This is a genomic window from Arthrobacter sp. UYCu712 (assembly GCF_040547005.1).
Lineage (GTDB): Bacteria > Actinomycetota > Actinomycetes > Actinomycetales > Micrococcaceae > Arthrobacter.
The window spans coordinates 1-23,114 of the sequence record NZ_JBEPOZ010000034.1 but is presented as its reverse complement, the minus strand read 5'-3'; the positions used below and the strand labels follow the sequence as shown (position 1 = coordinate 23,114).

General features: G+C 58.9%; 24 protein-coding genes and 2 pseudogenes. 5 read left to right on the top strand and 21 right to left on the bottom strand.

Annotated features, from left to right (window positions below; all coding sequences use genetic code 11):
• Positions 1-88 precede the first annotated feature (88 nt).
• From ABIB51_RS21525 to ABIB51_RS21495, 7 genes and pseudogenes are all read right to left on the bottom strand, one after another.
• Positions 89-502: a hypothetical protein gene (locus ABIB51_RS21525; RefSeq protein WP_354191386.1), complete on the bottom strand. Its 414-nt coding sequence runs from the start codon at positions 500-502 to the stop codon at positions 89-91.
• A gap of 128 nt (positions 503-630) precedes the next feature.
• Positions 631-792, bottom strand: a complete 162-nt coding sequence (locus ABIB51_RS21520) for a hypothetical protein (protein ID WP_354191385.1) — start codon at positions 790-792, stop codon at positions 631-633.
• Between the two features lie 40 nt (positions 793-832).
• The gene (locus ABIB51_RS21515) at positions 833-1,252 is read right to left on the bottom strand and encodes a hypothetical protein (protein ID WP_354191384.1); all 420 of its coding nucleotides are present in this window, start codon (positions 1,250-1,252) and stop codon (positions 833-835) included.
• Positions 1,253-1,470: 218 nt separating this feature from the next.
• On the bottom strand, positions 1,471-1,887 hold the full coding sequence (locus ABIB51_RS21510) for a hypothetical protein (RefSeq protein ID WP_354191383.1): 417 nt from the start codon (positions 1,885-1,887) through the stop codon (positions 1,471-1,473).
• Positions 1,888-2,015: 128 nt separating this feature from the next.
• Entirely contained in the window at positions 2,016-3,944 is a 1,929-nt protein-coding gene (locus ABIB51_RS21505) for a hypothetical protein (protein ID WP_354191382.1), read from the bottom strand.
• A 50-nt stretch (positions 3,945-3,994) separates the two neighbouring features.
• Positions 3,995-4,152 (bottom strand): annotated as a pseudogene (locus ABIB51_RS21500) (LexA family transcriptional regulator); the annotation flags it as partial.
• A 294-nt stretch (positions 4,153-4,446) separates the two neighbouring features.
• Positions 4,447-4,728 carry a pyrophosphorylase gene (locus ABIB51_RS21495; RefSeq protein WP_354191381.1) on the bottom strand — a complete coding sequence of 94 codons (282 nt, stop codon included), beginning with the start codon at positions 4,726-4,728 and terminating at the stop codon, positions 4,447-4,449.
• A gap of 532 nt (positions 4,729-5,260) precedes the next feature.
• On the opposite strand from ABIB51_RS21495, the gene ABIB51_RS21490 reads away from it, so the two are divergent.
• Together ABIB51_RS21490 and ABIB51_RS21485 are read left to right on the top strand one after the other, a co-directional pair.
• Positions 5,261-5,971, top strand: a complete 711-nt coding sequence (locus ABIB51_RS21490) for a helicase associated domain-containing protein (protein ID WP_354191380.1) — start codon at positions 5,261-5,263, stop codon at positions 5,969-5,971.
• Between the two features lie 109 nt (positions 5,972-6,080).
• On the top strand, positions 6,081-6,404 hold the full coding sequence (locus ABIB51_RS21485; RefSeq protein ID WP_354191379.1) for a histone-like nucleoid-structuring protein Lsr2: 324 nt from the start codon (positions 6,081-6,083) through the stop codon (positions 6,402-6,404).
• A 130-nt stretch (positions 6,405-6,534) separates the two neighbouring features.
• On the opposite strand, the gene ABIB51_RS21480 is transcribed toward ABIB51_RS21485, so the two are convergent.
• From ABIB51_RS21480 to ABIB51_RS21420, 13 genes are all read right to left on the bottom strand, one after another.
• Positions 6,535-7,008: a hypothetical protein gene (locus ABIB51_RS21480; protein ID WP_354191378.1), complete on the bottom strand. Its 474-nt coding sequence runs from the start codon at positions 7,006-7,008 to the stop codon at positions 6,535-6,537.
• 183 nt (positions 7,009-7,191) lie between these two features.
• The gene (locus tag ABIB51_RS21475) at positions 7,192-7,956 is read right to left on the bottom strand and encodes a hypothetical protein (protein ID WP_354191377.1); all 765 of its coding nucleotides are present in this window, start codon (positions 7,954-7,956) and stop codon (positions 7,192-7,194) included.
• On the bottom strand, positions 7,949-8,428 hold the full coding sequence (locus ABIB51_RS21470) for a hypothetical protein (protein ID WP_354191376.1): 480 nt from the start codon (positions 8,426-8,428) through the stop codon (positions 7,949-7,951). Before ABIB51_RS21470 ends, ABIB51_RS21475 begins: the two co-directional genes overlap by 8 nt.
• A 97-nt stretch (positions 8,429-8,525) precedes the next feature.
• Positions 8,526-9,239 (bottom strand): hypothetical protein, encoded by a 714-nt coding sequence (locus tag ABIB51_RS21465; protein WP_354191375.1) that lies wholly within the window; start codon positions 9,237-9,239, stop codon positions 8,526-8,528.
• Positions 9,240-10,585: 1,346 nt separating this feature from the next.
• A complete protein-coding gene (locus ABIB51_RS21460) occupies positions 10,586-10,768 on the bottom strand; it encodes a hypothetical protein (protein ID WP_354191374.1) in 183 nt (60 codons plus the stop codon).
• 479 nt (positions 10,769-11,247) lie between these two features.
• On the bottom strand, positions 11,248-12,225 hold the full coding sequence (locus ABIB51_RS21455) for a DUF4238 domain-containing protein (RefSeq protein WP_354191373.1): 978 nt from the start codon (positions 12,223-12,225) through the stop codon (positions 11,248-11,250).
• A 101-nt stretch (positions 12,226-12,326) separates the two neighbouring features.
• Positions 12,327-12,695 (bottom strand): hypothetical protein, encoded by a 369-nt coding sequence (locus tag ABIB51_RS21450; protein WP_354191372.1) that lies wholly within the window; start codon positions 12,693-12,695, stop codon positions 12,327-12,329.
• A 32-nt stretch (positions 12,696-12,727) separates the two neighbouring features.
• Positions 12,728-13,072 carry a PadR family transcriptional regulator gene (locus tag ABIB51_RS21445; RefSeq protein ID WP_354191371.1) on the bottom strand — a complete coding sequence of 115 codons (345 nt, stop codon included), beginning with the start codon at positions 13,070-13,072 and terminating at the stop codon, positions 12,728-12,730.
• A gap of 400 nt (positions 13,073-13,472) precedes the next feature.
• Positions 13,473-14,813 carry a relaxase/mobilization nuclease domain-containing protein gene (locus tag ABIB51_RS21440; RefSeq protein ID WP_354191370.1) on the bottom strand — a complete coding sequence of 447 codons (1,341 nt, stop codon included), beginning with the start codon at positions 14,811-14,813 and terminating at the stop codon, positions 13,473-13,475.
• The gene (locus ABIB51_RS21435; RefSeq protein ID WP_354191369.1) at positions 14,804-15,256 is read right to left on the bottom strand and encodes a hypothetical protein; all 453 of its coding nucleotides are present in this window, start codon (positions 15,254-15,256) and stop codon (positions 14,804-14,806) included. Before ABIB51_RS21435 ends, ABIB51_RS21440 begins: the two co-directional genes overlap by 10 nt.
• A 189-nt stretch (positions 15,257-15,445) precedes the next feature.
• Entirely contained in the window at positions 15,446-15,736 is a 291-nt protein-coding gene (locus ABIB51_RS21430) for a hypothetical protein (RefSeq protein ID WP_354191368.1), read from the bottom strand.
• 92 nt (positions 15,737-15,828) lie between these two features.
• Positions 15,829-17,457 carry a DNA primase family protein gene (locus tag ABIB51_RS21425; RefSeq protein ID WP_354191367.1) on the bottom strand — a complete coding sequence of 543 codons (1,629 nt, stop codon included), beginning with the start codon at positions 17,455-17,457 and terminating at the stop codon, positions 15,829-15,831.
• 221 nt (positions 17,458-17,678) lie between these two features.
• The gene (locus ABIB51_RS21420) at positions 17,679-17,972 is read right to left on the bottom strand and encodes a helix-turn-helix transcriptional regulator (RefSeq protein ID WP_354191366.1); all 294 of its coding nucleotides are present in this window, start codon (positions 17,970-17,972) and stop codon (positions 17,679-17,681) included.
• Positions 17,973-18,854: 882 nt separating this feature from the next.
• Here ABIB51_RS21420 and ABIB51_RS21415 point away from each other — a divergent pair.
• The 3 genes and pseudogenes from ABIB51_RS21415 (at position 18,855) to ABIB51_RS21405 (ending at position 21,530) form a co-directional block, all read left to right on the top strand.
• Positions 18,855-19,976, top strand: coding sequence for a tyrosine-type recombinase/integrase (locus ABIB51_RS21415; protein ID WP_354191365.1), 1,122 nt, complete (start codon positions 18,855-18,857; stop codon positions 19,974-19,976).
• 652 nt (positions 19,977-20,628) lie between these two features.
• Positions 20,629-21,156 (top strand): annotated as a pseudogene (locus ABIB51_RS21410) (DUF4113 domain-containing protein); the annotation flags it as partial.
• Between the two features lie 122 nt (positions 21,157-21,278).
• On the top strand, positions 21,279-21,530 hold the full coding sequence (locus ABIB51_RS21405; protein WP_354191364.1) for a hypothetical protein: 252 nt from the start codon (positions 21,279-21,281) through the stop codon (positions 21,528-21,530).
• A gap of 881 nt (positions 21,531-22,411) precedes the next feature.
• Here the strand turns inward: ABIB51_RS21405 and ABIB51_RS21400 are convergent.
• On the bottom strand, positions 22,412-22,909 hold the full coding sequence (locus ABIB51_RS21400; protein ID WP_354191363.1) for a hypothetical protein: 498 nt from the start codon (positions 22,907-22,909) through the stop codon (positions 22,412-22,414).
• Between the last annotated feature and the right edge of the window lie 205 nt (positions 22,910-23,114).

The following is a 23,114-nucleotide window of genomic DNA, read 5'->3' as shown; positions in this document are numbered from 1 at the left end:
ATCGAGCCGCAATTCTGAGCATGTCTTTGAGTGCTTGCTTGTTGTCCTCGCTGTTGGAGGCGATGAGGTTGTGGTTGTTCATGAGGATCTAAAAATCCCCACCTGGGTAGACGCCCTCGGGCAAGGTGAAGCACGCAGATCCTGATGCGATACGGATTTCGTTTGGGGCCAGGCCTTCTGCGACGATGTAGTTCTCCCCGGCACCCAGATCGATTTGAATTCGATAGTTGTCGTTGACACTCCTATCGGCGGATACTTTGGTCCCGTTCGCCCGGTAGTGGGCTTCGATGTCCTTCACGATCGGCTCGATTTTGGTTCCTTCGGCGACCGTGATGGTCGTGGAACCTTTCCATTTGTGCTGGGTTCTGTTGCAGGACAGAAGCATGCCCGTCTTCTTCTGATCAATCGAGGTAACAGTGTCTTTTGGGATCAGGGCGGCGATCTCCAGTTCCATTGCTTGGGTGTGGGCTTTCGCTTCCTGCCAGGTCAGTTCAGCTTTCATCGGTACCTCCATTGTCTTTGTTGCGGCGGGTACTGGTGGTTCGATGGGAGCCTCTCCGGGGCTTCCGGCACAACCGGCCAGAACCATCGAACCAGCCAACAGCAACAACACAGCATGGTGCGGCACTCTCATTGCTCCACCAACTTCCGCATGTTTTCGAGCGCTTGCTTGTTGTCATCGCTGGTGGTGGTGATGAGGTCGTGGTTGTTCATGAGGATGCTGAATTTTTCACTATTGATCATGCGGTTGAGTTCGTCGTGGGCCTTGAAAGGCGTGCTGTTCGTACTCATCGCGAAAGCCGAGAATGCTGCCGTTCCACATGAACCCGGTTTAGAAATCCCCACCCGGGTAAATACCTTCCGGCAACGTGAAACACTCAGAGCCCGAATCAATGCGAATCTCGTTTGGGGCTAGGCCTTCGGCGAAGATATAGTTCTCATCGCTTGTGTTGTGAGGGCTTATTTGGACTTCATAGGATCCTCTGATATCAAGCCTGTTCCCGACTTCGAATGGTCCGCTCTGATAGTGGGTTTCGATGTCTTTCAGGATCGGCTCGATTTTGGTTCCTTCGACGACCGTGACGGTCGTGGAACCCTTCCATCTGTGTTGGGCTTTACTGCAAGAGAACAGCACGCCCGTCTTCTTCTGATCGATCGAGACAACTGCGTCTTTTGGGATCAGGGCGGCGATCTCCACTTCCATTGCTTGGGCGGGGGCTTTGGCTTCCTGCCAGGTCAATTCTGCGTTCATCGTTTCCTCGTGTGTGTTGGCAACAGTTGGCGCAGTTGACTCTGTAGAACTCACGTTTGGGTTTCCGGCGCAACCTCCAAGCCCTACCAGAGTCACCAGCAACAACGCCATGGCACCGTTCCGCGCCCTCATCGAGCCGCAATTCTGAGCATGTCTTTGAGTGCTTGCTTGTTGTCCTCGCTGTTGGAGGCGATGAGGTTGTGGTTGTTCATGAGGATCTAAAAATCCCCACCTGGGTAGACGCCCTCGGGCAAGGTGAAGCACGCAGATCCTGATGCGATACGGATTTCGTTTGGGGCAAATCCTTCGGAGACGATGTAGCTCTCCCCGGGCGCATACGGGTCGATCTGGATTCGATAGTTGTCATTGACGTTCCTATCGGCGGATACTGTCGTCCCGTTCGCCCGGTAGTGGGCTTCGATGTCCTTCACGATCGGCTCGATTTTGGTTCCTTCAGCAACCGTGACCGTGGTTGAACCATTCCAGTTGTGCTGGGTCTTGTTACAAGACAGAAGCACGCCCGTCTTCTTCTGATCAATCGAGGTAACAGTGCCTTTGGGGATCAGGGCGGCGATCTCCAGCTCCATGGCCTGGGCTTTGGCCTTCGCTTCCTGCCACGTCAGTTCAGCTTTCAACGGTTCCTCCTGTGTTTTAGTAGCAGTTGGCACAGTTGACTCGGTCGAACTCACGCTTGGGTTTCCGGCGCAACCGGCGAGCCCCATCAACCCCACCAACAGCACGACCGTTGCACCGTTCCGAGCCCTCATCGAGTCACAATTCCCAGCATGTCGTCGAGTGCCTTCTGATTGTCCTCGCTGGTGGTGGTGGTGGTGATGAGGTTGTGGTTGCTCATGAGGATATTCCCTTCTTCGACGGTGTTGATCGCGCCGTCGAGTTTGTTGTCGTCGGGGCCGCGGTAGTAGTGCTGTTCGAACTCATCGCGATAAATCGGGTTGTTTCCATCCCACACAGCCCCTTTATTCGTGACGGGGTTGACAACTCCCTGACCTTGGACGAGCAGATCATAGTAGTACAGATTCGAATATTCCGTAGTTGGCTGTGGTTTCCAGTCAGGGAGCATCCCGGCCCCGGCGAGGGATATCACCTTGTCGTATCTGGCTCCGGCGACCTCGGAACTGGTGAGGTTCGCCAGACCCCAGCTGTGCCCCATGCCGGTTTGTTCGGCACCGTTCAGGTAGGGGTCAGTGCGCATCCCGGTCTCGAAGTTCGCCAGTTGCTGCCCCGAGGTGCGTGCAAGGTTCTCGTCATTCGCCTCACCGATTCTCCCCAGGTTGGGACCGCCGGCGGTGTCCTCTTCTCCGGGGAACCGCCCATCCTTATAGACGAAAGCCACCGTCCCCGGCACGTTGTCATTGAGATATTTCGAGACCTGCTGTACCCCGCCTTCGTAGAAGCTGTTCAGTCCGGTGAACGTCCCCGGAACATAGGTGATCACGTGCCGCGTGTCAGGGCCCGGGGTGCCGATCATTACCACAATCCGGGACCGATCCCGGTCATAGAGGTAAAGCTGCACATCCCCCGCTTCCACCTGCTTCAGATATGCCACCTCATTTGCCAGCATCTTTGTTCGGTTCGGGTCGTGGTGGGCTTGCCCGATCCCCGACAACCTCCGGACTGTTTCCAGGTCTTTCTCCGCCGCACGGAGCAGACTTGGCGCGTTCAACTGGTTGGCCCGTACCCTGGCCAGTGCGGAGATCCCGTCCAAAGCGCCGAACATGGCCGGAGCCGCAGCGAGCAGCAGCTCCTGCACCTGCGAGAATCCGGCCACGTCCACGGCCGTGCCGGCCCCCTTGTTCATGCCCGCCCACCAAGCCCCGACCTTCGATGCGTCCATGCCTTGCAGGGTCTGCTGCCATCCGGTCATTGTGGCCAACGCTTTGACGTCCGCCGGTGTAGCAGTGGACAGATAGCTCAGCAGCGCCGCACCCGACAATGACGCCGGGACAGTGGCAAGCACAAGAACGTCGTTCGATACCGTCACCTGCCCAACGTGCCCGCTGCCACCGGCAGCACGGAACGTCGAAGCGATGTCGGAAAGCCGGGTCGCGTCCTGATGGTTGTCTTCCAGGAACCGTCGCAGCCCGCTACCGACAGCGCCGAGACCAGAGTGCACCCAGGAGCACTCCTGCCCGAACTCGGACACTGCTGCACTGACCCTGTCAGCCGCACCTCGGTCTGTGTCGTCCTGGCTCCTGAAGGTCGACACGGCGGAGTCCAAGGTGGCCGGGTCAGCGGAACTCGCCCCAGCAGTGCTTCCACTCGCCCAGGCGCGCAACCCCTGCCGTGCAGTGTCCACGCTCACCACCGGACGGTCAGTCTCCTCCATCGACGGGCGCGGCCCGACCTCCACCGCAACACCGCTGCCAGCACTCGCCCAACCGGAGGCAAAAGCCCACGACCTCACATCATCCAAGCGATGCTGCTCAACCTCCGCGGCGCTCTTCGCTTCCTGGACCTGACGGGCAACATCTTCCAACATATGGACCAGCTCCGAACGGGCGGCCCGTTCAGCGGCAACGTTCTCCCGGAAACAGTCCGCGAAGACGCCCCGGAATTCCGCAAGAGCAGCCGTTGAGATCGATTCCCGCCCGCCGCGTTGATCCTGCAACGTACGCGCCGCATCACGACATACACCGATCAGACGATCGGCGACCCCCATATCGAAATTCACTAAACTCCCCCAAGTAAAATAAACAGGCACGCGCCAAGACGAACCCTATCGGTGATCTCTTTGATCAGGTGTTTGTTGAGGTCGATGCGCCCAGAGAAATAGTCCTGGCAGGTGACGGAAATCCCGCCGGCACAGCAACTGGACAGTACGGGAGTCCAGGAAGGTGCGATGCAGATACATCGAGAGTGGCCAGAATGACAGCACTCATCGGTCCACTACCTCCCCGGGGATTATCGAAACTATGTTCTCGACAGGCTTTCAACCGAGAGAACTCCCGGTTGAAAGTGTCCGCTGGTTTTTACGCCTCGGGTTTGCTTTGCGCCCGCAGTTTCGGTCCGATGTACTGACCCAAAACGAGCCAGATGATCGTGCACATCCCGGGCAACCCTGACCAACGACGTCGCAGCATCATCATCAAACGCAACAGCCCATGCTCACTCCTCCAGAGAAAACCCTACGAACGGACCAGGAAGGGGCTGCTGGGCCTTTTCATCCAGGACAGTTACGCGCCGCCGCCGGCAGAGAAAATATCCAGCGAGATCTTCTGCAACTGACCCCGCAGTTGCTCCAGCTCTTCCTTGGCCTTATCCAACGCAGCCTTCGTCTCCGGCCACGTCGAACCACGGAACTCAGCAGCCAACGGACCATCCCACACATTAGGATCCGACAACACACGACCCTGCGCATCCAACGCCGAGATCTGATCCGTGAAACCACCATTAATAATCGACTGCACCTGACCAATAGCAGCCTTAGCTTGCTCAGTAGACAACACGCGCGACATACAAAATCTCCGGGGTGACAACCATGAAACCGCCGGCGGGATACCACCGGGGCCGGACATGCCCGACACTACCAACAAAAGCCATTAAATCCAACAAATGGATAAATTGTCTATCTTTGGGGAATCTCGCGCCGATCATCCGCCGAGCTCTTCATCATCAGCGTCCTAATCCTCCCGACTGGCCGTGCACCTCTTCCGGTACGGATCCAGTACTCCGGCAGGATCAACAGGGCCGGCACCTTCCGCAAACGCAGCGACGTCCGCCCTGCCTCAAGGTAGCCCGGAAGGTTGGACAGCTCGGGGTGACCCCCGCGAGGAAGACCACGTAGGCTGAGGCAAGCACACGACTATTTGGGGGTAATCGGTGAGTACCGTTGGAGTGTTTGGCATCCTGCCAGTTCTGTACATGGTCGTCATGGCTGTGCTTTTTTGGCCTAGCGATATACGTGCTGGTCCTGGCAATCGCCTTCCTCCGCCTTCGGATCGCTGAATTGAAGCGAGATCAGCCACCGCAGGAAGAAACGCAGCGGCAGTGACCAAGAAGCGCAGGCCTGCGTCTGATCCTGAGCTCGTTCAGATGTACCGGCAGGGCATTTCCTCCCCGAAGATTGCCGCCAGCACGGGCATCCCCGAAAGCACAATCCGCTACCACCTCAGTGTCGCCTTCAAAGCAGAACCGGGGCTCCGGGACGTGCACAAGGCGGCCCGGGGCGCCGTCACCCGCCCATCTGCCGGGTTGCGGAACCTGAATGACGTCGTCGCGTTCTATACCGCCGAGGGACGACTGCCCACCACGGGCGGGAAGACCGCGCGAGAGCGGGCCTTAGGGGCGTGGCTGCACCGCCAGCGGCAGCTTTCGGCTGCCGGCGCCATCTCACCCACGTCCCGGCAAGGGCTGGGCGTCATACCGGGCTGGGATACCGGCCCGTCCTACCAGGACCGTCATGAGGCACGGTGGGAGGAACGGCTGCAGGAGCTCCTGGCTTACCGGGCTGCCGGCAACGAGTGGCCGCGCCACCAAAAAACCGACGACGTCCATGAACGTACCCTGGGAATCTGGCTGCACGGGCAGCGCATCAACCACCGTGACGGCACACTGACCCCCGGACGGAAAGAGAAGCTGAACGATCTTCTGCCGGGGTGGCGTGCCGGCCGGGGCCGTCGGGGCGGCCGCAGGACGCAAGCGCTTGTGTCGGACAGTGAGAAGAGTCCAGTTATCACTAGGACTGCGCTAATTCGATAAGGCTGCCAAGAGTGCATGAAGCGTTAAGCATTTAATCCGGATGGCGCTCGGCCTACTCGTAACCTCGAAGTGAAGCGTCCTACTTCCTATTGGGCAGTAGGCTTAGTAGATGCAAAAAACCATAGTGGTCCTGTCGGATGACCTCGACGGCTCCGAAGCCAGTGAAACCATCACGTTCGCCCTTGATGGGGCCGAATACGAGATTGACCTGAATGAATCCAACGCTGCGGAACTCCGCGAAGCCCTGGAACGCTTTACTCAGGTCGCCCGTAAGACTTCCGGTGGCCGCGGTCGCCCGGCCGCTCGTAAATCCGCCGGTGGCGGTATCGACACCAAAGCTGTCCGCCTGTGGGCCATCGACAATGGCTTCCAGGTCAATACCCGCGGCCGTATCCAGTCGGACATCATCGAAAAGTACCAGGCTGCCAATTAGGCCAGCTCCAGCCAAGAAAATAGATATCGTCACATAAATCAGAGCCAGAAACTTTGAGTTCCGGCCCTGATTTGTTTATTGCACCTGTACGTCCGGAGCTATCGGTCTTCAGCTGCCCCCTAGATATTGGCTAAACGAGTTCCTTGAATGCTGACTGCAGTTTGCCGGTAACGTCTATGCCGGCAGCTTTGGCCGCTGCCATCCGTATCCGCCAGCCTTGGCTGTGGGGTTTGGCTAGGGTCTCTGCTTCATGCCGCGAGAGTTCGCGCGCCCAGTCGATCAGCCCCGTCGAACGGTCTATGGCCACGACGATGGCGACATCAAACTCGAAGTCCTTGAATGCCCAGTGCCGGAGCTCGCCTTTTGGTAGCGACCTCATTTTGACCTGCAGCCCTCTGCCGTCACTTAGGATCACATCCACGGATTTCGTTCCAATTGGTACCAACCGGCCGTTATAGGCCACAGAGACGGTTCGCTCCATCAGCTCGCCGGCAAGCGATGATGCCGTGCGCACATGGTTGCGACTTGCGATCTCCTCGTCGATTCCACTTCGCAGCGCGAGCAGGTCACTGAGCGACATGACGGTTAGCTCCGGGTTTCTCACGCTGATCCTCCTCCAGTGCGGCTTGAGACCTTCAATGCACATCCAGCCGGTTCCAGCTCCGAGGTCTCCCCCCTGCACCTTCAGTACGGCTCGAGGATTACGCTAGCGGGAATTTCTTCGGTCGCCTGCCACACAGACAATTTCGCCGGCTTGTTACCGGTTTGGTCGGCAATCACCGCAAAACTAGTGGGGCCTGACGATCGGCGGCAGCTTCATCTGGGCCAGGGCCTTCACCGTCGGGGAAGTCTCACGGTTCAACTGCTCGTCGAGGACGACCTTCAAGCGGGCAGCGAGGATTTCGCGGCGCAGCGTGGCGAACACCTGCTCCTTGCGCGCCGGGTCGTCTCCTCGGGGGTACCCAGGAGATTCGTCCTCGCTGCTTCCATTCTCGCCCGATACCGGCGGATCGTTGACTGTGCCTGGGAGGCCTGATTCTGGTTTAGAACGGTGCCCTATCAGCGGTCCGCCCTTCTCCTGCCGGGCGGCGTCCCGGTGTTGCTCCAGGAGATGCCGGATCTCCTCGTCCCGCATTTTCGTGCAAGACCCTTTCCAGACAGCATCGAACAGCGACTTTTCCTCGGAACCGGCCAGATCACTCTTGGCCAGAACCCCGAGGATCCCGATGCCGTAGGAGTACATCGTGCCGTTGGTCGAGGCAGTGGCATTCAGGGCCCACTGGGCGCGCCTCCACCATTCGTTCATGGCGTCAGTGTCACTGCCACGCGTCCGCCGCAGATTTCCCGCGTCGTTTGCCACCTTGGGCTTGGAAGCACTCTCTTTTTGTCGCAGGTTCCGGAGTCCGACCACGGTGACCACGATAACCGCGGCCAGGAGAGCGACGAACCCTAATGCTGTGACGTATGTCCACAATCCTGGATCGTTCGACGAAAGCCCCTCCAAGGCAGCAACAGCTCTGTCGGTAATCTCCTGCATCTGCTGATCATTCATCGCACCCCACCCCATATTCACTCCGTCCAGGAAGTGCCGGGGCTTCCTCATCAAGAATTCTGGCTATTGCCCGGAAGGCTTCAGGATCCAGCAGACCGAGGGCTTGGGCGGCGTAATGTCGCACCTCCGCGTGCCTCCTTATCCGGGCTTGTTCAAGGTTGGCTTTGACTTGATGGGGCAGTTCCCCGTCCTCTTGGAACAGGTATTGCGGAGCTATATCGAAAACAGTGGCGAGAGCAAGCAGTGCCTCTTCCGGGACCGCCTGTTCTTTGCCGCTCTTGAGCAGGGACCACCGGGTCCGTGAGATGTAGTAGCCGGCCTCTTCGTGAGCGGCATCACGTATCGCAGGGTAGTCAAACGGCTGACCAGATTCGGTCCTGATGGTGTCCAGCAGAAGATTGATCTTGCTGGCCAGTGTTTGCGCCCGCCGCAGCCCCGCAGCACGCTGTGGGGAAAGATCAACCTCGTTCACTTATGACTCCAAGTCTTGGCGGCAGAAACGGCAGACCACTCCCGGCGCACTGTCGGACCCTGGGCAGGGCCGAGGCATGGCTTTTCACGCCTGCTCTTCACTCCCGATTTCCCGTTTCCAGGCTTTGCTGTTGCTCTCTGGCCCTAAGTCGTTCTGTAACCAGCTGGGGCGGCGTGGAGTGCCCCCGAAGACCCTCTGCGTATGTGACAGAGAAGTCAGGGTAGTTCCATAGGGCCTGGACCGCCAGCGTAAGGATTTGTCTCGGGGACAATGGTGAACCGGCGGGCGACGTCCACGAAGGCACGTCCTCGGCTTCATCGTCGGGCAATGGTGCAATACCGCTTCCGTCACCGATCTTTCGGCATGCTCGCTCCAGGACTCGCAGTTCTTCGGTGACCAGACGCAGCGCCTCTCCTACGGCCATGTCGGAGTCACGAAGGTCGAGGCGCACATTAACACCTACAAGCATGTTGCGGACCCGTTCTAACTGTCCCGCCGCACGGGCAAGGGATTGAATCAGTTCCGGGAAAGTGCACTCGATCGCTGCAGGCAATGCTTTGGATAGTTCTGGTTCCTCGGGGAATTTCCAGCGTTGGACGTGCTTGTAGATGCGTGTCGCTTCGTAGGAGAGATCACCTTCCGGTTCCTGGTTCTGGACCTCGGCGACAAAGCTCATCGCCGTTTCGTCCTCCGCTGCGGCCATCTCCCGCATGAGGAGATTAATGAGATCCTCCTTTGGGAATATCCCTTGTCGATATGCCTCAAGGCCGGTTTTCATTAGTACGAAGGCTGTGTCTGGAGTTTCATGCATAGCCAAGACAATAACCGCTGCCGACTGCCTAATCTTTACCGAAAGCTGCGGTGGATTAGTAGGAATAACAAGCCGGACATGCTGTTTTATATTGGTTTATCAACGGAAGGACTCTTTTTGCGGCGATCGCTTGGGGCTATTGCGATCAGGACTTTTTCAGGCTGGTAAACCAAAAGAAACGCGCAAAAGCAGAAATTTTTTGATCGATCCCATGGGGGCGTGTCACACTCGCGTGAAATTGAGTGCGCACGTGGTTGAGGCCTGTGCCAACGGCTAAAAGTTCGGTACGCCTAGGCCCAGAAATGGTCAGCAGCGGTTCACGAACGAGTCGATTGGTGGGAGGAGTGGGTGTTAGGCGCCTCTGAGGAGTAATTGAGCACATGCATGATGCGCTTGGGAGCCGCGCCAAGAGATGGGTTCGTCGCAGCAGGCCCAAGGACGATCGAGATCTATGAGTACGTGTGTCCCTGTGGCGACGGAAAAGTTGTCAGGGAAAATGACAGAACACCCGGCTTCCGTGAACACGACGTGCGGATCCTCTGTGACAAGTGCCGCGAAGAGTGGGACTTTGTCGGTGGTCTTTCCGTGCAGGAGTGGCGCCTGGAGCCCAAGTCCAACGGCGACGTGAGCTGACAGTCAGCTGGATCTGAACCCCAACAGCAGCCCCGCTTGATCTTCGGATCAAGCGGGGCTGCTGTTTGCCCGCTACATTGATTTAGCGGATGAAGCTGGAAGGGACCAACGTGCGCGGTCTGCACCACAATGAGCCTGAGCCTGAAGAGGGCGCCAGCAAGTTTCCTGTTGCGATGTCTGTGCGGAGCACGATCGCTGTAATCGCTGGGGTTTTTCTGGTCGTTTCTGTGCTCAGTATTGGCTTGACAAGCGGGAGGGATGACCGTGCGGAGCGGGACACTGAAGTCGTGTCCCTCATGTCGGGCTACTCCGTGGATGATGTAAGCATTTACGACGGGTCATGGCACGGAAACGACGGGAGCCTCCCCGGTCGCTATACCCTGAGCATCACCAAGGACGGCTCAGTGCATGTATGCCGCCAAGTTACCGTTGAGGCCCTCCGCGCCAATGAGCCAGTCCAATGCGATGGTGGCACGGTCATCCACCCAAAGGTGGTTCCAGTCTCACGTTCGCTGACCCGACCACGCTCATCCTTGTACCTCGGACCGTTGTCCCGGTCCCAGGGGAGTATCAGGTTGCCTATTGCCACCTGGTCACCCCGGTCGGCTCGTCTTATGTCCATGTCCCTGCTTCAGTTTGTGCCCGTATCCGGCTGCCGTATTCAGCAGCATGATCTTCCCACAGACGCCTTCCCGGGATGGGCAGTGGGGCCCTCAGTGGCCGTACCTGTTGACCACGATCTGCACGATGTTGGTGTCGTCGTCCTGACCGTAGTCAGTGATCGAGATGCGTACGTTCCAGCCGTCGATGACCCCAATGCCCCGGCAGGTCAGTCCGCCCGCGTTGAGCCGGGGGTTCCGCTCGCACGCCTCGAACTCCTGAGGAATCAAACCCACCTGCTGAACGTATCGCTCCAGGTCACCTTCCCGGTACTTCCTATGAGTGTCCCAACGGTATGAATACTGGGAGCAAGGTCCATCGAGAGGAATGCAAAAAGCTCCGCCCACCGGAGGCTGGGTTTCCAAGTTCTCCCATCCCGGCTCTGTTTGAAGACGGTCAGCAATCGACTTCAGCTCAGCGACGATCTGATCGCTCTTCCAAGATGTCCAGAGGAAGAAGGCGGTGACAGGCACGGCGATACCAGCCAGCACCCCGAGCCATACTTTGCGGCCCCTGCTCCTGCTCCTGCTCATGCTCTCCTGCTCCCCACGGCATGCCTCTCCAGGAAGACGGCGCGGAGCGTTCACCCCGGGGCCTTCCATGCACCTGATCTTACGTTCAAGTCATTGCATTCCCGCTGGCTCGGCTGTGGGCTAATTATTTCGGACAACGGCCCCGCGACGCTCGTGCAGAATCGGCCATGATTGGCCGTTGATCAGCCCGAGACCACTGTTTCGACGTCTCCGCCGAGATCAGCCAGGTCATCCGGCAGCAAGGCTGCGTCGTCTGGATGGTGGAAGATCCAGCGACGGGCGTTGGCGATCGTGTGGTTGTTGAAAAAATGAGCCATCTTGGTCGAGGGATTCTGCTCATGGTCATACTTCCCGCTGACGACGTCCTCCAGCAGCTCCTCCAGTGGCTTCTGAGTATCTTCTTCGGCCAGGGCCATCGGATTGGCCAGCAGAAGCCCGACTTCCCTTGTGAGCGGGACGGTGATTCCCCAGGCTGTCATCAGACCCACGCCGGAATACGCATCCTCGAATTCCGGGTTCGGCACGAGCGCCACGGGGGTGTCGCACGTCAGCAGCTTCCTGTTGCTGAATCTGATCAGGACCCAGGGCCGGCCAACGAAGTAGCGCACCAATTCCGGAACGAGTTCGAGCATGTGGTTGATGTGGCCTGCCGAGGTGGTTTTCGCGGTGAGCCCATCGGGCTGGGATGCCTGTTCCAGCATCCGGTGCACGATGTCGTCGGTTACTGCCTTGCCTGATTTGGCCAGTGTGTCCCGGATACCGTCCGCGCCCAGCTGTGAAATCACCGAGGACGGCAGCGTTGTGCTGATCTGGTCCAGCGAGGTCCTGGTGTCCGGTCCCCGGAGGAACTGGAAGGCCAGGAAGGTCCCCAGGATCTCGCGATCCTCGAGGGTCAGCGGCCAGGCTCTGGACACCGCCTTCTTGATGACCACCGAGGCGTCGCCTTCCAGATTCGACAGCTCCTTCTCAAAGACGTCAGAGCCGTCGGGATGGCCATCCAGGGAGTAGAAGTTCTTCCGAACGGTCGCATCGCTGGTCGGAACCACCAGGCGTCTTCCATCGTCGAGACTGGCTGCGCCGATTCGTGGTCTCTTGTCGGAAGATGCGAAGCCCTTCAGGTAGAAGTTTGGAACCGTATGATGCCGCTTGCTGACCTCCACCTGACTGAGCCTTCTTTCCACTGCGCTTCTTCATCGCGGTATTGCCTGTTTTACGGGTATGGCTAATGACCGGGGTCCAGCAGGAAATCCTGGCCCCAAACCTAGCGGACTGCTGAGCGCGCAGCGCTGGAGCGCTGCGCCGGCTGGAAGTAGTCGGTGAGAAAGCCCGCCAGTAGACCAACCAGGACAAGTCCTGCGGCCGGCAGGAGCGTGACCGGCCCGACGAAGTCGCGGATGTCCACTCTGAAGACGAGCATCAGGACGACCACGAGCAGAACATAAGCCACAGCCAGGGCTGTGCTGATTGAAGTGATCGCCTTCCCTCGCGTCCGCCTCTTCTGCTTGGGGAACTGCTTCGCATACTCCTCGGCTGTGCCGAATTCGGCTTCCGCAGGAGTCCCGGTGGCTGCCTCGTGGGCTCGGACTTCATCGAGGGCTTCGGCTATTTCTGACTCAGACTGCCCACGCACTCGGAGGTTGAAAGTCAGTCTTCGCTCGTAGCTCATGGTCGTTCCTGTCGGGTCGTCTGGATGTCGGTGAGTGCCTGGCTCATTCGGCGCCATGCTGTCGCCGAGCGCTCCAGTTCCTGGTGGCCCTGCTCGGTGAGCCTGAACTGCTTGCGGCCCGGACCTGCCTGGTCGTGGTGCCATGTGTGCTCCACGAACCGCTGGTCCTCCAGTCTCTTCAGGAGCGGGTACAGCGTCCCGCCTTTGATGCGCGTGAAGCCGTGCTGCCGAAGGAATTCGGCGATGGCGTAGCCATGACTCTCGCTGTGGCTGAGCACCGCGAGCACTGCCTGCGGAAGCGCTGCGCGGGTCAGCTCCTGGTCAAAGTCGATCTCACTCACAGATAGATAGTGTCACTAACTAGATAGCTGCGCAACCAGATCGGACTACGGGCCAATCGTGGCCATAAAGCGGCCCGGTTTGGCCATCTGTTGGCCCTCAACCTGTAGCCAAGCTGGTTACAGCCCACAAATGGGCATTTTGTGGGCCGAAAGCTGCCGCAGGCGGGCTGGCCAAATCACCTGTAACCAACTGTGGGCGGTCTGTGGGCGGCTTCTGACCGGCTATTGGCCCAAAACAGCCCATTCATGGGCTGACAGCTACATGGCGCGCCTGGCGGCGCTGATCTCGCTGTATCACGCTGGAATCTCTGTGTTCCTCGCCCTTTCACTGCCCGAGGCAGGACACCTCTTTCGCAGCCCCGGATCATTTCGCCCATGCGTGAAACGGGTGTGTGCGCTGCTACAGCGAGCGGTCGTCACCAAGTTTCTCTTCGTCCTCTATCAGAGCCAGGGTCCGTTTATGTTGGGATGTCATGACAACCCTCGCGCCGTTGACAGCTGGAGCATATGCCACAGCCGGCTCTCCTAGGCGTTCTGGAGCCACAGCATGCACCAGCGTGGGGTCAGGCAATGAGAGACGCGCAGGACGTTCCTCATCGCTATCCAGCACAGCATCAAGATCGGCAATCACATCCTCCGTCCATGAGCTGTCCGGCTCAGAGGTCACTTGCGGGACTGCGAAGCTCTCTCGAACACCATCAAGCTCAGGAACACACACCAGTGGCTCTGTACGCATCTGTCGGGTTTCCGCTGGCTCCGGAGCTTCACGCGGCTGCTGTGACGCCTGGCCCTTGGCGGCCAAGTCGTGTTGCAGCATGGCGACGGTTGCTTCGCGGCCGAAAGTCGCACCCAGTCCACTGGTTCCCAGGGCGCGGGCCTGACGCACTTTCCCCTCGGCGTCGATAAAGCCGTATGAGAAGTGCTTCTCCTTGCCACGCTCACGCAGCTCAACGCGGCGAGCTGCGAGCCGGTCCCGGAAATCATCCACTGACACGGCCCGATGTTGCTCCTCGGAGATGATCAATTTGAGGTCGTCACGCCAGACGTATTCACCCTGCTCGCGCTTGACACGGTCATCCTTGGTCACCTTTTCTGAAGGTACGGCCATGAGCGCCTTGTTGTCATAGGCCCCCAGACCCAGGCTTTGCATAAACTCCGCATCGGCCAGCAGTTCGTCGTTGATGTGCGCCAGACGGTGCCGGTTCCCCATTGCCGATGAGAACGCGCGCCCCGCGGGGCGCTCCTCGCGTACCTCAATCAGACCGTCGGGGCTACTCCCCTGCATCAGGGCAAGCTTGTCGCGGAACGAGTTACTACGCGGTTTCCGCCGGTAAACCAGCTCGGTGTCACGGTCAGAGATATTGGAGACGACGATGTGGTTGTGCAGCAAACCAGACTTGCCGTCACGCTGCGTTACGACAAGCACCTGATGGCCGGGGAAAGTACGTCGGGCAAGCTCCATCCCGAGCTCATGAACACGCTCAGCGGACGCCAAATCATCCATGTCGAACTCTTCCCGGCTGAACGACTGAACGACGGAGTAGGCCTGTCGCATGATGCTCTGCTGACTGCGCACTGAACGCGTGATCGCGAACGCTTGCGCCGCGATCGGCGCGAAGCAGCCGATCCCCGACGCGAACACATAGCGGCGGTCTCCACTGCCGTCATGTGCTGCACCGTTGAGTACGTAGTTGCACAAACGCGAGGAACTCGTCGTGGCGGTGATGGACGTTACTGCCATGAGCCTGACTCCTCCGAAAGCCCACTTAGACCCAGCCGGCTCATCATCTGGCCAGGCTTCTTTTCGAGTGCCCACTGTGCGCGAAAGAACTCATGCTGACATGCGCGGAGCGCCTCGCCTGCTTCAGCATCCACGGCTGCGCCGGCGTTGACCTTTTTGGCAATTTGGTTGAGCAGGACACCCTGCCTGTCGAGCGAGCGCGACAACAGCCCAAACGCACGCACAGCGTCGTCCAGATCCGCGCGCAGCTCCTCGATGACCGGCGCGGCATTCGCCGCTGCCGCACCACCGTCGGCGCGCCGAAGCATGAGCCGGGCAGCCTTCGATTCAGACACGCCAAGTGCGTCTGCGACATGCGTGACCAGCTTCCTATCCGTGTCCGTCAGCCGCAAAGACATGACGTGTTCCGCCCGCTCCTTCGGTATCTTCGTTTCCTTCGTCATCTCATCTCCCTTGAATCGGTCTCCACCCGTCATGTGTCCAGTTGCTACTCACTGTCCCTCCGGTAATTGGGTGGAGTAGCAACTGGACTGGCAAGCATCGATTTTGTAGTCATTTCGCTTCGCTCATTCCTACTCAATCGGCTTGCCAGGGGCCGGGGCTTCGCCCCGCCCCTGGACCCCAACCCCTTCCTACGCGACAGCGAAATCGGCAATCAGTGCATCGAAGATCGCATTGCGAGTCTTCGATGACCAATCGCTGCCCAGACGCTCCGCTGCGATCCTGCGCAGCACCATGAGCTCCTGCTCTTCGCGAAGTTTGAGCTTGCGTTTGCGCAGCAGTTCTTCGGCCTCTGCGACGCGTTTTGCGGTGGAACGTACGGACTGCTTTTCGCGGCGCTTTGCAGGACGCGCGGTGGCGTCTTCGGCGGTCCATGCGGCTGCAGTACTTGACGGTATGGCTGTGTTCTCAGCTGTGTCCATGCTGTGCCTCCTCGGCATCGTTTTCGTCGGTCTCCGCGTTGGAGAGACTCGGTTTCGTTGGTCTCAGTTTTCGTTGTCATGTGCTCTGACGATCACCCAATTCCGGCCGCTTGGCGTCGGACCAGCCCACGGAGCTTTGGGGTGGGGGCTTGTACGAGTTCCCTGTTGGAACTGGTCCCTGCGAAGTTGTATGAGCGGTTCGACCACCGGTCAAGCTCGTACTCCGGCACGAGAGGTTCACGACATCCATTGATGTACGAGGCGTCATAGCGCTTGGTGTCAATGCCGTTCACTTCGTACTCGCGAACCCAGCTATCAGACGCCTTGGCGAGCACGTCAATCTGCTTCATGAACGGGCGCTGCTTCATCTTTGTGCCGGACGAGTTGGTTCGGTCTGACCACGCAACGTAAAGGTCGTATATGAACTCAACCGGCAGCAGATCGATCTCGAACCTGTCCTCGAACTCCTCCCAGAACTCGCGCACGGGGTCATTGTTTACCTTGTGCTCCGCAAGGAGCCTCTTGCACGCATCAGGTTCGGAGAGCCGGTAGTAGTCCGGCATATCCAACAGAACCCTCTTGAGGACATAGCGGAGGACATCCTGGCGGCGCAGATACTCGTCCTTGATATAAGTCCGTTCAGTACCGCCGAACCACTTCTCGAACGGAACGAACAGTTGCCTGCGATAAATGCTCTCCGACTTGTCCTTCGAGCGCGGCAGGTCGTTGATGCACTGCACCATGAATCCCCGGAACTGGTAGTTGACAGGCCGCTTGAACTTGCGATTCATCGTGATCGCGTCGTTCGTGATCACCGCTTTGAAGTTTGCAGAGTCCTCAGTGAAACTTCCTACGGGGTTCTCGTCAGTGAGGATAGCCTGCGCATCAATCAGGGGCTCAAGCATGAAGTCCTTTTCGAACTTGTTCATCGGCAGATTCGCCCATTTGCCCGACAGGTTGCGCTCCAGTTGGAGCTCCGTCCCTTTGCCGTTGTTGCCCTGCTCGGAGTAAAAGAATGCTGCTTTATTCCACCTGACCCCGGGACGGACGACGGCTCCTCTGATCTCCCAGAGCAAATTCACGACTTCCGGGTCCTCGGAGAGGCTCCGAGTCCAGTCCTCGACCTCCCACAGTTCGCCGTCTGGCATGACGATGTCAGGACTCCGGGCATCAGGGTCGAAGTCAACAGGAGTCTTGACCAGGAAGACGTAGTCGGGGCTGAACTCAGACAACGTCTTGGTCTTGTAGTCGAAGATGCCGTTGTTCACGGCAACGAGGGCGGGGTCGTCACAGCCAGTTACCCACGGCGCCTCACTCCGCAGCAAATCAAGTACCTCTCTTGCCCCGTTGATTGTCAGCTCCCCGTTGTACCGGCGAGCCATCGACTTGATCGATGTGTCGCTCGTTTCGTGAAGGCCCGTTGCCGGATTGTAGATCCCCAGCAACGGATGGTCGTCGTCCCCATCCGCGCCTACCGGAGCAATGCGTCGGGCGTGGTGCAGGGTGATGAGCACCTTCGCAATCTGCGAGGAGGAGAGTTGCCTGAGCAGCGAGAGCTTATTGCCAGGGAACCGGCCCGTATTCTCGAGGGCGAACTCGCCGTTCACTTTGTCGATCAAGGTGCGCTCGATGTCCAGTGGTTCCGGAAAGTCCACCGGGCCCAGCGTGGATAGATATTCCCTCGTCACCTTCAAGATGATTTCGCTAATTGTCTTAGCCATCACAGAACCCCTCTCGCAAGAAGGGTGACGAGCAAGTAGAGTCGATCCTAGAGCCCGTCCAGAGCTTCTTTGCCGTCTCGCTGTTTGCCGCAGCGGGGCGGTTTTTTTCGCTGATCATGCTCACGCACCTCCTGGGGGAGAGGTAGTGAGAGCTTGGAGTTCATCAAGCCGAGAAGTGATTCCGGCAAGGCGCCTGGTTATCCCGTCCAGTTCGGCCGTCCTCATCGAGATTCCTCGGATGTGCTCTGGTGTTCCTGGGAAAGCAACCAGCTATCAACGGCGTGCGGCCGGTACCGGACGGTCTTGCCGAGTCGGATGAATACAGGGCCTCGACCTGTAATGCGCCATTCACTAAGGGTGCGCTCGGTCATACCCAGGCGCTCAGCGAGGACTGCCGGGGTAAGGAGGTCATTCAACACCGGAGCACTTGGCCTGGAGAGACCTCGCTCGATGGCGGCTAAGCGCTCGGCGAGCGCGTGAAGGGTTTGTCGGTTGATGGAGATGGGCGTAGACATAGGAGTATCCCTTGCGGCTTTTCAGCGGCAAGAGGATTACCCGACGAGCCATCTCAGGCTGCCCTGTCAGCTATGCACATTGCTGTGCGCATCCACTTGGCGGGAGATCGTCCTCCCTACCCCTTGTTTTTGTATTTGGGGCATTCGTTTCCCACAGTGTACACACATCCAGCCGAGCAGACTCACATATTTGCACCTATTTGAACTCGCCATTGCTCATAGTGGGAAATGAAGGCGGATGGACGCTTTGGCTCCGAAAGAACTGTTCCGGAACTGGTTCCGGAACGAGGAATCTATTGATTTATGAGGCTTCTTGAGCGCTGATTCCGGAAGTTCCGGAAGTAGCAGAAGATCTGGAACTTTATAGCCGTGCTACTCTCCCATAATACTTTTAGATATCTATCGGAACCTCCGGAACCACACCAAACATTTGCTTGTTACTACTGATAAAGCAGTGTTTATTTTGGTTCCGGAGACGGTTCCGGAAGGCCCCACGAGCCTAAGTTCCGGAACCGTCCGGTACTTCGCCCTCACCACAAAATCCTGAGCGGCCAGCCATCGCGGTTTTCTGAACGCCAGTTTGGACTGCGCCGAAGTAATGTACTCGGACTCCTCGCCTGACACACTCCACGAGTCGGTCGAGCCGTAGAAAAACGAGCGAATCAGGGCGCCTCAGATCGCAAGCTTAGATATTTCCATTCACACGTCAGCGACACCCTCCGAAACTTGGAAGTTTGCAACGATAACCAGTGAAGTTCCGGCAATTCCTCACACGGTGTTATTGCTTGTAGATCATCCCTGAAAGCAATATGCGAAGCTTGAGGTAGTGATCGTACAATTCCGCACTGTTCACCCAATCCACGACGAATCGAGCGTTTAAGCATGGGGAGCGTCTACGCGTATGAGACCAATGCCGGCAAAAGATACGAAGCCCGATACCGGAAGCCTGACAACAGGCCAGCACGCAAGGGCGGCTTTAAACTCAAGCGCGAGGCGGAGGCCTACCTGGCCACCGTAGAAGTGTCCAAGCTCAGTGGGAGCTACATCGCCCCCAGCGCCAGCCAGACAACCGTGGACGCCCTAGGCACAGCATGGATGGAAGCCCATACAGCCAGAGTTCAGGCGAAGACGCTGAAAGCCTCGACTCTCCACTCCGACGAGAGCGCATGGCGGATCCACGTCCAGCCCAAATGGGGCTCACGCCAAGTCGGCTCAATCCTCCAGAGCGAAGTAAAAGCCTGGGTCAATGCACTCAGCGCCAAGCGCAGTCCAACGACCGTAGCCCGAGCTTATGGTGTGCTTGCTTCGATCCTGGACGATGCAGTGCAGGACAACCGGCTGAACAAGAATCCAGCCCGTGGAGAGAAGGTGAAGCTGCCCCGAAAAACCAGCGCACGGCGTGCCTACCTCACACATAAGCAGGTGAAACTGCTCGCCGCCGAATCCAAATACCCCAACTTCGTAGAGTTCCTCACCTACACCGGGCTCCGCTGGGGCGAAGCAACCGGCATACGGATTGTGCACGTGGATCGCACACGCCGTCGCGTCGAAATCGCCGAGAACGCCGAGAACGCCGTGAGCGTCAACGGTCATATCATCGTCGGCACACCAAAGACACATGAACGTCGTACCGTGGTGTACCCGGAATTCCTTGACGAGGCCGTCGAGGCCGCCTGCAAGGGCAAGAAGCGGGACGCGCTCCTGTGGGGTGATGGCATAGACCACCTCCGCCCGGGCAATGCCGTCAGCGGCTGGTTTACTTACGCCGTGAAACGGGCTCAGGCGAAAGACCCTGAGTTCCCCCGTGTCACCCCCCACGACCTGCGGCACACAGCTGCGTCCCTGGCAATCAGTGCCGGATCGAATATCAAAGCGTTACAGCATATGCTCGGCCACGCCTCCGCAGCGATGACGCTGGACCGGTATGCCGACCTCTTCGAGGACGACCTCGATGCAGTCGCTGCAGCCCTCCACCAAGCCCGGGCCAAACAGACCCAGCAGTAACGCAGCAGTAACGGAATATCTGCGAGAGGGTGTTTGGACGCGTGAGTAAATGTGGTCAAAACCCGCGGATTTGCAGGGGATTTTGGGGTTCACCGCTTAGTGGCGCGGGTGTCCATATGGGTTCAAATCCCACCGTCACCGCCAATGAAAACCCCCGGGAATCCGGGGGTTTTCTGCATATTCAAAGGCTTTGTGGTGCATTTTTGGTGCATATTCCGGAGAGAGGGCTCTCCAGTGGGTGCCAGTACAGGCGCCGTGGTGCGTCGACAATGTCCATGACGGTGTCGTTCGCCTTTATCTCAGTGATGGAAGCTCCATCTGGGACAGTCGCCTTACGGCCTCGAGAGTCGGCCGGCCCCGCGCCTCTTCCAGGGCGACCCGCAACTGCGCCGCCAGGATGTTACGGCGCAAGTGGAGGGCCATTTCTCTCCGAGAAGCCGGATCCGTCCGGGGCTTCCCATCCGGCGTTCTCAAAGTGTCGAAGGGTGATGGCATCGGCGGCATCGCTAACTGGGACAGTCGCACCACCGCTTCTGGCGTCTGGCGTCCCCGGACCTCGTCCAGGGTGACCCGAAGTTGGGCTACCTGGATTCCCCTCCGTATGCGCAGTTTGGTTTCTTCCCTGGTATTCCGGTTCTCGTCAGCACTGGCGATTTTCTCCCGCTCTTTCTCCACGCCCATCACCACCGCCGCCGGGATCCGGCAGGTCATGAGTGTGTACGGCCAGCAGGCCTCTGCCCGGTTGGCCAAACACGGGCTGCAGGCCAAAGTCCTGACCGCGTTCGCCGGCACCTCACACTTCAACTTGCGGGACACCTCCTACCCCTCCGTCTGCATCCCACTGCCGATGCCCACCGCGGATCCGGTGATCCTGACCAAGGCTTCCCACGCGCTCCTCCCCTACATCCATGAGGGCATCCGGTACGCGAGGGCAGGGATCATGGTCACCGACCTGCGGCCCACCGGCAACCAGGCGCCCCTGTCCCTGTTCGAGAACCCGCACGAGGAACGCCACGTCGGAACACTCCTCGAAGACGTCACCCGCCGCTACGGCCGCGGCTCCATTGGCCTGGGCCACGCCGGCATCCGCGGCGGACCGGACTGGACCATGAAACGGGACATGCTCTCCCCCCGCTACACCACCCACTGGGACGAACTCCCCCTCGTCAAAGCCGCCTAACCCCACCCGCACCACAGCACTGACACGTCAGCACCACGAAAGAACGAACTCATGACCATCACCCACGAACCCCCACACAGGCCAACCATGTCCAGGTCCGGCTCGCCCCGGCAGGGAACCCCTTGGCCATCCGTCACGACGGCCAGATCTGGCTGGTCGACCCCAACACTGATTCCCAGCACTGGTACGGACGGGACTCCTGGTGGGACACCCGACGTAATGCTGCCGTGGGCAGCGGAGACCTGGTCAGCGTCGAATACTGGCGCGTCCAGGCCCAGATCCCCGGCTCCAACAGCCCGCTGCGGACCTTCACACTGCGCCGTCAGCCCCTCACCACGCAGTGGCGCCTGGACTCCATCGACGACGGCAGCTGATGCCCTCCCCCATCATCGGCAGACCCGTGTCCGACCACGTCTGGGAGTCCATCAGGTCCGAGTACACCCCGCCCTCCCTGGAGCAGGTCCGGCGCCAGCTCGCAGAACTCATGGAAGACACTGACCCGGTGATGCGGCAGCTCGTCCGGGTCTTCATCGGGGAGGGCACGTATTGCCTGGTTTCCGCTTCCGTCCTGATGGCAACGGACAGAAGCAGGGAGTGCCCGCACTGCTGCGAGAACTCCTTGCTTCGATGTTGGCTTCAGCGACGGTGGTTCAGCGGCTCAACCGAGAGAACTCCCGGTTGACAGTGTCAGCTGGTTCTTACGCTTCGGTTTTGCTTTGCGCCCGCAGTTTCGGTCCGATGTACTGACCCAAAACGAGCCAGATGATCGTGACCACGACAACGACAGTGCCAATGGCTGGCTCGGCTCCATCATTCATAATGAAGATGCCAATTGCCAAGCAGGCAAGGCACAGTGCCGCAGTGACGGGCCACAAAGGCCACCGCCACGCATACATTTTCGGTGTGAAACTATTCATCTCGGTCCCTACGGTTGATCACGCGATGATGCTCAACGGCAGTAGCCGTTAAAGGCGCTGGTAGGTCGTGGTTACCCCCTCCTCTAATGGACGGAAGAGCGGTTCAAAGTTCGATTTTTGGGCGTCAAACGTCAAGTGGAGAAAGTGAGAGCGTTCAGCAATCGCCTGAGAAGCCATCCGTGCGATTCTGAGCGCCATTGGAGGGTACGCGATATCGCGCGCTCTACGAAAGTAGCTCAGGAGCCTCAGATTGACACTGAGGACCCCAGCCCAATGAGAACTGCCCGACCGACGGTCCGCGCTCAATGCCGGGGTTCGGTTGTGGTTGCATCCTGGAGCTATTGCGGGGGGTCTTCTCGAACGACGATTCCTTCGTCTCCGGGGAGTACTTTGCCTTGATTACGATCTGCTTCGTCCTCGTCGTTCAATGCAACCGCGTCGCCCGATGAGCAGGGGGCAGTAGCGCCAATACTGTACGACTTGTCAGATGCATCAGAATCGAATTCAGCCCGGAGGACGGGACCACCCTCCGCAAAGACGGTCGGGTGTGTTGTCGGATTTACGGTGCGTACGGTCATGCCGAGGGATTTCCAATACTCGGCGACGCGTTTGGCGTCCTCAATATGGTCAGTTCCTTGGGGCGCCCAGTGGTCGTAGCCGTAGCTGGCACCCTCCTCACCATTTCCGAGGGAGCACTCCTGCGCTCCTGCGACGCCGTTGCGGGGCCACCACCCGGTAACGTCAAGCTGTTTGGTGGTGTTGATGACGAAGTCGACTACCCGGTCCCGCCCCTCCCTAGCAGTTATAGTCGTCTCCGGCGTAGTCTTCTCTGACATTGTCGAGTTTGGCTCCTTCTCAGCACATGCGGTTGCTGTCATTCCCATCATGAGCACGACCATCGCGGCTGTGAAAGTACGGAGGGTGCCCGTGATTGAGGCAGTATGCAGGTGGTTGGGCCCCCGTTAGCAGTCCAGCGCTTATGCGATAGCTAATTGGTTTTCTTGCGTCCAGGTTTCCCAGTAGCGTTTCGGCGTCATGCCG